General features: G+C 59.0%; 7 protein-coding genes and 1 rRNA gene. 7 read left to right on the top strand and 1 reads right to left on the bottom strand.

Annotated elements, in window-relative coordinates; translation table 11 throughout:
- The 7 genes from rrf to tsaD form a co-directional block, all read left to right on the top strand.
- A 5S ribosomal RNA gene (rrf, locus tag ACTNA2_RS08885) occupies positions 1–91 on the top strand; the annotation flags it as partial.
- Between the two features lie 175 nt (positions 92–266).
- Positions 267–806, top strand: coding sequence for a holo-ACP synthase (acpS, locus tag ACTNA2_RS08880; RefSeq protein ID WP_441049349.1), 540 nt, complete (start codon positions 267–269; stop codon positions 804–806).
- Positions 807–2,423, top strand: coding sequence for an NAD(P)H-hydrate dehydratase (locus tag ACTNA2_RS08875; RefSeq protein ID WP_441049347.1), 1,617 nt, complete (start codon positions 807–809; stop codon positions 2,421–2,423). It begins immediately after the preceding gene.
- A gap of 2 nt (positions 2,424–2,425) precedes the next feature.
- A complete protein-coding gene (alr, locus tag ACTNA2_RS08870; RefSeq protein ID WP_441049345.1) occupies positions 2,426–3,571 on the top strand; it encodes an alanine racemase in 1,146 nt (381 codons plus the stop codon).
- A gap of 8 nt (positions 3,572–3,579) precedes the next feature.
- Positions 3,580–4,200: a uracil-DNA glycosylase gene (locus ACTNA2_RS08865; RefSeq protein ID WP_154515160.1), complete on the top strand. Its 621-nt coding sequence runs from the start codon at positions 3,580–3,582 to the stop codon at positions 4,198–4,200.
- 12 nt (positions 4,201–4,212) lie between these two features.
- Positions 4,213–4,719, top strand: a complete 507-nt coding sequence (gene tsaE / locus ACTNA2_RS08860; protein ID WP_441049343.1) for a tRNA (adenosine(37)-N6)-threonylcarbamoyltransferase complex ATPase subunit type 1 TsaE — start codon at positions 4,213–4,215, stop codon at positions 4,717–4,719.
- Entirely contained in the window at positions 4,706–7,090 is a 2,385-nt protein-coding gene (gene tsaD, locus ACTNA2_RS08855) for a tRNA (adenosine(37)-N6)-threonylcarbamoyltransferase complex transferase subunit TsaD (RefSeq protein WP_441049341.1), read from the top strand. The genes tsaE and tsaD overlap by 14 nt, the downstream gene beginning before the upstream one ends.
- A gap of 247 nt (positions 7,091–7,337) precedes the next feature.
- Here the strand turns inward: tsaD and ACTNA2_RS08850 are convergent, their stop codons facing one another.
- Positions 7,338–7,613 carry a type II toxin-antitoxin system prevent-host-death family antitoxin gene (locus ACTNA2_RS08850; RefSeq protein ID WP_370450553.1) on the bottom strand — a complete coding sequence of 92 codons (276 nt, stop codon included), beginning with the start codon at positions 7,611–7,613 and terminating at the stop codon, positions 7,338–7,340.
- Between the last annotated feature and the right edge of the window lie 178 nt (positions 7,614–7,791).

Below are 7,791 nucleotides of genomic sequence, written 5' to 3'. Positions count from 1 at the left end.
CGCCCGGTCCCGTTCCGAACCCGGAAGCTAAGCCCCATCGCGCCGAGAGTACTGCGGGGCCAGCCCGTGGGAGGCCAGGGCGCCGCTGACCGGTGGACGGCACCGAGCCGTGCGCTTGGACTGGGAAGGGGGAGGCCTCGCGGCCTCCCCCTTTTTCGTTTCTCAGTCAATTTGTCTCACATAGTAGCTGTGTTTTATAACCCTCGTTTGTCGCATCTTCTTTGAACGGGCTACAATATCGTAGTCTGTGTAGCATGGAGGTGAACATGGCTGAAGCTGGTATCGGCGTTGATATCGTCGAGATTTCCCGAATGAAATCAATTCTTGAGAAGACTCCGTCGTTTGCCCGGCGCGTGTTTACCGATGAAGAGCGTGCGTATTGCGATGCGTCGTCTCGCCCTGCCGCTCATTATGCCAGCCGCTTTGCCTCTCGCGAAGCGGTACTTAAGGCACTTGGAACGGGGTTTAGTCAGGGCGTTGGACGTAAGGACGTTTCCGTAACACGCGATAGGCTCGGCAAGCCAAAGGCTCTGCTTTCTGGTCGCGCTCTCGAAATCGCCCAGGATTTGGGTGTTGTCGAGGTTGCTCTTTCTATTACCCTTACGGGTGACTTGGCTGTCGCTAATGCCATTGCGATTACCGAGGATGCTCGACCTAAGCCTAAGGAAGAAAAAATGAGCACCAAGGAGCGCGTTGCCCAGACATTTAAAGAGGCTCGTTCTGTATTGGATGAGCTTGATCAGCTGCAACAATCTGTTTTGTCGGAGCATTTGATCGATGATCCGCAAGATACGCAAGGAGCATAGATGAAACCGGTTTTGAGTACCGAGGAAGTCGTTCGCCTCGAGGATATCATCGAGCGCGAGGGCACCTCGAAGGCCGAGCTCATGGAGTTGGCAGGTGAATTTGCCGCCAACGAGATTTTAAAGCTCAACCCTGATCGCGTTCTTGTGCTGGTCGGCTTTGGCAATAATGGCGGTGATGGTTGGGTCGCTGCGGATATCCTGACCCATAAGGGCGTTGATGTTGATATCGTTTCTCCAGTTGAGCCGGATGAGATTCCTGCTGCCCTTGCTCGTCACGTTGCCCGTCGCACCGCCGGTCGCGACGTTCATGTGTGCGTTGGGCCTTCGCGAGACGAGCTAGAGGTTCTCATTAACAAAGCGGATGTCGTGGTCGATGCTATTTTTGGTACCGGTTTTCACGGCAACCTTCGTGCGCCGTTTTCTATTTGGATTCCTACGGTTAACGAGTGCGCCGATCACGTTGTTTCTATCGATGTTCCCTCGGGCCTGAATGCCGAGACGGGCGTTGTGGATGACGACTGCATCCGTGCCGAGCGTACCGTGACGATGATTGCCCCTAAGATCGGCCTCTACAGCGCTGATGGTCCGGAGTATGCTGGCGACCTGGTGTGTGGCGGTCTGTACGACCGCCTCGACGAAGTCATCGATGATGTCGATCATGCTGCCGAGATCGTTGAGCCCGGTGATCTGGTGGACTACTTTGCCCCGCTGCCCACGAATATCGATAAGTATTCGCGCGGCTCTGTGCTCATCGTTGCCGGGTCGGCACAATATCCTGGTGCCGCCATCATGGCCGCAAAGTCTGCCGCTCGTGCTGGTGCCGGTTATGTGGCCGTTGCGACGCCCGATGCGTGCGCCAACCTTATTCGTATGGCGCTCCCGTCGATTCCCGTTTTCGCCATTCCGTCTGATTCCCGTGGATCTTTTGGTGCCGCTGCGCGTATGACAGTGTGCGAGATTGCTAAGAAGTACAGCTGCGTTGTGTGCGGGCCTGGCATGACGACGTCTGCCGGATCGATGCAAGTCGTTTCGGGCCTGCTTGAGCTCGATGTGCCGCTTATCCTAGATGCAGATGCGCTCAACTGCCTTGCCAAGATTGCAATCGACGGCATCGACAGTAATCCCGAGATGTACCGTCGCGAGCAGCCGCTCGTTATGACGCCGCATTATCGCGAGCTTTCGCGTCTCGTTGCCGGCGACGAGGTCAATGATCTTGGCACTGCGATTGCCGCTGCTCAAAAGATTGTCTGGGCTGCCGGTTCCGATAATCTCGTTGTTATCGCTAAGGGCCCGACGACGGCCATTTGCGGCGTCGAGCGCGTGCTGCTGCCGCTTTCGGGCCCAGCGTCGTTGGCGACCGCTGGCTCGGGTGATGTCCTCGCAGGTATCCTTGCAGGAACGCTTGCGACCATGCGTGACGAGATGGACCGTTGGGAGCTGCTGTACTCGTATGCCGTCGCACTCCACAGCTATGCCGGCTTTGCTGCGGCGACGGAGTATGGCGAGAAGAGCGTTATCGCGACCGATCTTATCGATTTGATCGGTCCCGCCATGGAATTGGCGGCAAAGGATGCGCTCGATGATCTGGGAATCATGGACGAAGGGTCGGATGACTAATCATGAATAAAGCCGATTTGACGCGTTGGTCCTGGGTCGAGATCGACCGCGGGGCGCTCCGCCGCAATACGAGGGCCTATAAGAACTTGCTAGATCCGCGTCAGCGCCTGTGCTGCGTGGTTAAAGCCGATGCTTATGGTCATGGAGCCGTCGAGTGCGCCAAGATCATGTATTCGGCCGGTGCCGACATGTTTGCCGTGGCGACGGTCAGCGAGGGTATTGAGTTGCGCCAGGGCGGAATCACCAAGCCCATCCTGATTCTAAGCGAGCCTCCCATCGAGGCTATTCCTTCATTGCTCGAGTTCGATATCATGCCCTCGGTCTATACGTCCGATTTTGCTCTTGCGTATGGCGAATGTGCCGTCGCGGCGGGCAAGGTGGGCAAGTATCATCTTGCCATCGAGACGGGTATGAACCGCATCGGCGTTCACTACACGCAGGTGCTCGACTTTGTCCGCGGTATTAATTTCCATCGCGGTATTCAGTGCGACGGCGTATTTACGCACTTTGCCACGGCCGACGAACCATCGGGTTGGGACTACAAGCTGCAGTGCCAGCGCTTTACCGAGGCCGTTCAGGCCATTAAGGATGCGGGCTTTGAGTGCGGTATCGTGCACTGTGCCAACACGCCGTCCTCGATGCTCGACTCCTCGATGCATTTTGATATGATTCGCGCTGGCGTTGGCTTGTATGGCATGCAGCCGTGCGAGCTGAGTGGCCGCGTGATGCAGCTTGATCCCGTTATGAGCGTTCATGCGCGCGTGACGCGCGTGGCGCATCCTGCGATGGGCGAGGGCGTAGGCTACGGTTTTACCTACCGCGTACCGCGCACACGCGTTCAGATCTGCACGCTGCCGATCGGATATGCCGACGGCCTTTCGCGCACGCTTTCCAATCGTATGGACGTGCTGTATCGCGGTGAGCGCGTGCGTCAGGTCGGAAATATCTGCATGGATCAGTTTATGGTTGCCATTCAGTCCAACCCGGCTCACGAGATTCCCGAGGCCGAACATGGCGACGAGATGATAATTATCGGTCGCGATGGCGATGCCGAGATTACCATGGATGAGATGGCGCGCCTGCGCGGCACGATTAACTACGAGGTCGCCTGCGGCTTTGGCATGCGTCTCGACAAGGTCTACGTGTAGGGGCCGCTATGGGCGTTATGCACATCCCCGGCCATAGCCATCAGGCGCCGCGCGAAGTTGCACTCGAGGAGATCGAGGCCGTCCTGGGTGATTGCCGCCTTTGCCAGCTTTACCAGTCGCGCCACAATATCGTGTTTGGGGTGGGAAACCCCCGCGCTCGCGTGATGTTTATTGGTGAAGCGCCGGGCCGTAACGAGGATTTACAGGGCGAGCCCTTTGTGGGGGCGGCGGGTGAAGACCTCAACGGCATTCTGTCCCTGGCGGGCCTTAAGCGTGAAGATGTCTATATCGCCAATGTGCTTAAATGTCGCCCGCCGGGAAACCGCAATCCGCGTCCCGAGGAAGTGCTTGCTTGCTCACCGTTTTTGCGCGAGCAGATTCGAAGCATCTGGCCCGATATCATCGTGACGCTCGGCAATCCCGCAACGCACTTTGTGCTCAAGACCGAGATTGGCATTACCAAGCTGCGCGGCAGGTTCCATCAGATGGGGCACTTTGTGGTGATGCCGACGTTTCATCCCGCGGCGGCGCTGCGCAATCCGGCGTGGCAGGAGTTGCTGGAGGAAGACTTTAAGATGCTGGGCGACTATCTGGTGCGACATCCCGCGCCAGAGGGCGCCTCGGAATAATAAGGAGCGTATATGTCCCTGGAGCGCCTGGGGCTAGGTACCTACAAAACGGCTCGTACTGCCGATACGGAGCAATTTGGCGAGTTGATTGCACCGTGTCTAGAAAATGGCGATGTGCTGATACTGACCGGCGGCTTGGGCGTGGGAAAGACCCACTTTACCAAGGGCGTTTCGCGCGGCTTGGGCGATGAGCATATGGTCACGAGTCCTACGTTCGCGCTCATGGCCGTTCACGACCAGGGGCGTATTCCGCTGTTCCATTTTGATCTGTACCGCTTGGAGCATGCCTACGAGCTCGAGGATACGGGCATTTTTGACGTGCTCGGCTATGAGGGCGCTTGCCTGTTGGAATGGGGCGAGCAGTTTCAGGACGAGCTGACGGATGAGTATCTCTCGGTGACGCTTAGGCGCGATGAGGACGATAGCGACGTGCGAACGATCGCGCTCGAGGCGCACGGCGAGCGCGCGACGGAGCTTTTCGATTTGATTGATAAGGCTGTACAAGATGAGCTTGCATAACGACAACGCGCTGGTAGTGGCGCTCGATACTTCGACCGACATGCTTGCCTGCGCGGCAAGCTGGATTGATGAGCAGACGGGCGAGGCGAAGCTGGTGAGCGGGGACCATCTGTGTCGTCGCCATGCCAACGTGGAACTTGTGAATACCGTCGATGACGTGTTGGCGCAGGCCGGGCTGAATCGCGGCGATGTCGGCTGTTATGTGGTTGGACGCGGCCCGGGTTCGTTTACGGGCGTTCGCATTGGCATCTCGACCGCTAAGGGTCTGGCGCGCGGTGCCAACGTGCCGCTGCTGGGCGTGTCGACACTTGACGCTTGCGCCTGGACGGCGTGGAAGGCTGGCGTGCGCGGCAAGCTTGGTGTTCTTGCCGACGCCATGCGTGGCGAGGTGTATCCGGCTCTGTACGTGCTGGGGGACGAAGGTCCCGAGCGTCTGTTTGAGCGCGAACACGTGGTCAAAGCCGCCGTGGCGCTTGATGAGTGGCGCCAGGCCGCGGACTGGGGCCAGGTTAAGCTGACTGGTGACGGTCTCGTACGTTATGGCAAGCTGCTGAGTGAGGACGAGACTGCGCGCTGCGTGGAACGAGACCTGTGGTGGCCCTCGGGCGAGGGCCTTCTGATGGCGCACGCCGCGGGCGACGGTAATCCGGCTCGCGTTTTGCCGATCTACACGCGTCTTTCGGATGCCGAGGAAAATGAGCGTAAGCGCCTTGGGCTTGCCGAGAGCGCCCAGAGCGAGATTACGGGTGTTGCCGACGAGCTCGCCGGCCGCCATCTGCAGTTCCGTCCCATGGGCGCGGCGGATGCCGAGGGCGCGAGCGCATTGGAGGCCGCCTGCTTTGAAGGCGCCGGACACGAGGCGTGGACGCCGGGCATGTTCCTGTCCGAGCTGGGAGAGGGCGTTGCCGCACCGCGTAGCTGGTGGGTGGCGCACGACGACGGTCAGCTGCTGGGACTTGCCGGCGGCATGGTCGTCGACGGTGACGTTCAGATTATGGACGTCGCGGTTGATCCTGCTCATCGTCGCGAGGGCATTGCCCGCAAGCTGCTGTCGCACGTGAGCTATGACGCCCAGATGCTCGGCTGCACCACTGCTTCGCTTGAGGTTGAGGACGGCAACGAGGGTGCGATTGCGCTCTATAGCGCCTTGGGCTTTACCGAGGCGGGTCGTCGCCGTGGCTACTACGGCGTCGGCAAGGATGCCATCGTCATGACGGCGTCGCTGCCCCTGGTGCTTCCTCTCGACAATGCCTCGCCCGAGCCAACGGCTGCCGAGCAGCGCGTCTGGCCGCTGCCTGAGCCCGAGCGCACCGCCGAGGAGCGTGCCGAAATCGAGCGCCGTCGCCTAGTTCTTGCCATCGAGAGCTCTTGCGACGAGACGGCTGTTGCGATTATCGATGCGGACGGCAATATGCTGGCCAACCAGGTGTCGACGCAGATTGATTTTCATGCTCGCTTTGGCGGCGTGGTGCCCGAGATCGCCTCGCGCAAGCATGTCGAGGTGATTGTGAGTGTCGTAGATGCGGCGCTTGAAGATGCCGCGGTATCGCTTGGCCTTGAGGGTGGAGCGATTGCGCCAAGTGAGCTTGCCGCCGTGGGTGTGACGCAAGGCCCGGGCCTGGTGGGTGCCCTGGTGGTGGGCGTCGCCTTTGCCAAGGGCTTTGCGTATGCTGCCGGTAAACCGCTCGTGTGCGTCAATCATCTGGAGGGTCACCTGTTCGCCAACCTGCTGGCGCAGCCCGACCTTAAGCCGCCGTTTGTCTTTACGCTTGTCTCGGGTGGGCACACCATGCTCGTGCACGTAAAGGCATGGGGCGACTACGAGGTACTTGGCGAGACGCTGGACGACGCCGTGGGCGAAGCCTTCGACAAGGTTGCCAAGGCGCTGGGCCTGGGCTATCCCGGCGGCCCCATCATCTCCAAGCTCGCCGAGACGGGCAATCCCCGCGCGATCGATTTTCCCCGTGCGCTTAACAGCAGGGGAGACTATCGATTCTCGCTTTCGGGCCTCAAGACGGCGGTGACGCTCTATATTGAGCAGGAGACCAAGGCTGGGCGCACGATTCACCTGCCCGACCTTGCGGCCTCGTTTGAGGCGGCGGTCTTTGACGTGCAGTACAAGAAGGCCAAGAACGCCCTGCACGCCACCGGGTGCAAGGAGTATTGCATCGGTGGCGGCGTCTCGGCCAACCCGCATCTGCGCGAGATGATGATTAAGAAACTCGGGCGTCAGGGGATTCGCGTAACGGTGCCGCCTCTCTCGGCCTGTACTGACAACGCCGCCATGATTGCGGAGGTCGCTCGCCGCAAATTCGACCGAGGTGAAATCTCGCCGTTCGACGTCGACGCCGATCCAAACATGACGCTGTAGTCGTATGGGCGCGGTTCCCGACCGGAGGGGCCGGATATAAGGTTTCCTGCTCTACAGTCCTGCGCAAGACGAAGGCCACATTAAGTGGCCTCCTGTTCGTGCCATGGTTGGATTCTTGAGATGCTCGAGTATGCCTGCTTCAACATTGTCGACAAGCCTATTTGCTGCAGCGGGGTTATTGAGATCAAAGGCGATATATGACGCTGCTTGGCTGAGGTCCTCCCAAAATAGGGGAAGATAGCGGAGCTTATAGTGCCTGTTCATCGAGACCGCCGTCGAGCATTTTTCTGACAGAGCCAAAGACATCGTCGTGTGTATAGCGAAGTTGCATGCTGGCAGCCTGACGATCAGCGGCATCAAGTGCGCTCTCGATTGTATTGCACAGTGACTTGTACTGCTCAAAGCTCATGACGACCATAGAGCCCCGCCCGTTTTTAGTTAGAAAAACCGGACCCTCCTGTTCGACTTCGCGTTCAACATCCGGGTAGTGATTTCTAAGATCTGAGACTGGCCTAATATTCACAGCTACCTCCTGAGCTATCAGAATATTATCGTAATTATGATAACAGAGTTGAGATTTGGGATGGGAACTCCTCGGGGGCGGGGCGGGCGCCTGCCGCCATATATGAACTTTATCGCGAGTTCCGCACGAACAGGAGGCCACTTAATGTGGCCTCCGTCGTGAGCAGGACTGTCCGAGC

Source organism: Collinsella sp. HCP28S3_E9, from assembly GCF_052065455.1.
Classification (GTDB): domain Bacteria; phylum Actinomycetota; class Coriobacteriia; order Coriobacteriales; family Coriobacteriaceae; genus Collinsella.
This window is presented reverse-complemented; position numbering and strand designations above follow the sequence as displayed.

Bases quoted from the DNA above. Each gene is read 5' to 3' on its own strand.
- tsaE (WP_441049343.1), top strand. From the start codon at position 4,213: ATGTCCCTGGAGCGCCTGGGGCTAGGTACCTACAAAACGGCTCGTACT.
- acpS (WP_441049349.1), top strand. From the start codon at position 267: ATGGCTGAAGCTGGTATCGGCGTTGATATCGTCGAGATTTCCCGAATG.
- alr (WP_441049345.1), top strand. From the start codon at position 2,426: ATGAATAAAGCCGATTTGACGCGTTGGTCCTGGGTCGAGATCGACCGC.
- ACTNA2_RS08875 (WP_441049347.1), top strand. From the start codon at position 807: ATGAAACCGGTTTTGAGTACCGAGGAAGTCGTTCGCCTCGAGGATATC.
- ACTNA2_RS08865 (WP_154515160.1), top strand. From the start codon at position 3,580: ATGGGCGTTATGCACATCCCCGGCCATAGCCATCAGGCGCCGCGCGAA.
- tsaD (WP_441049341.1), top strand. From the start codon at position 4,706: ATGAGCTTGCATAACGACAACGCGCTGGTAGTGGCGCTCGATACTTCG.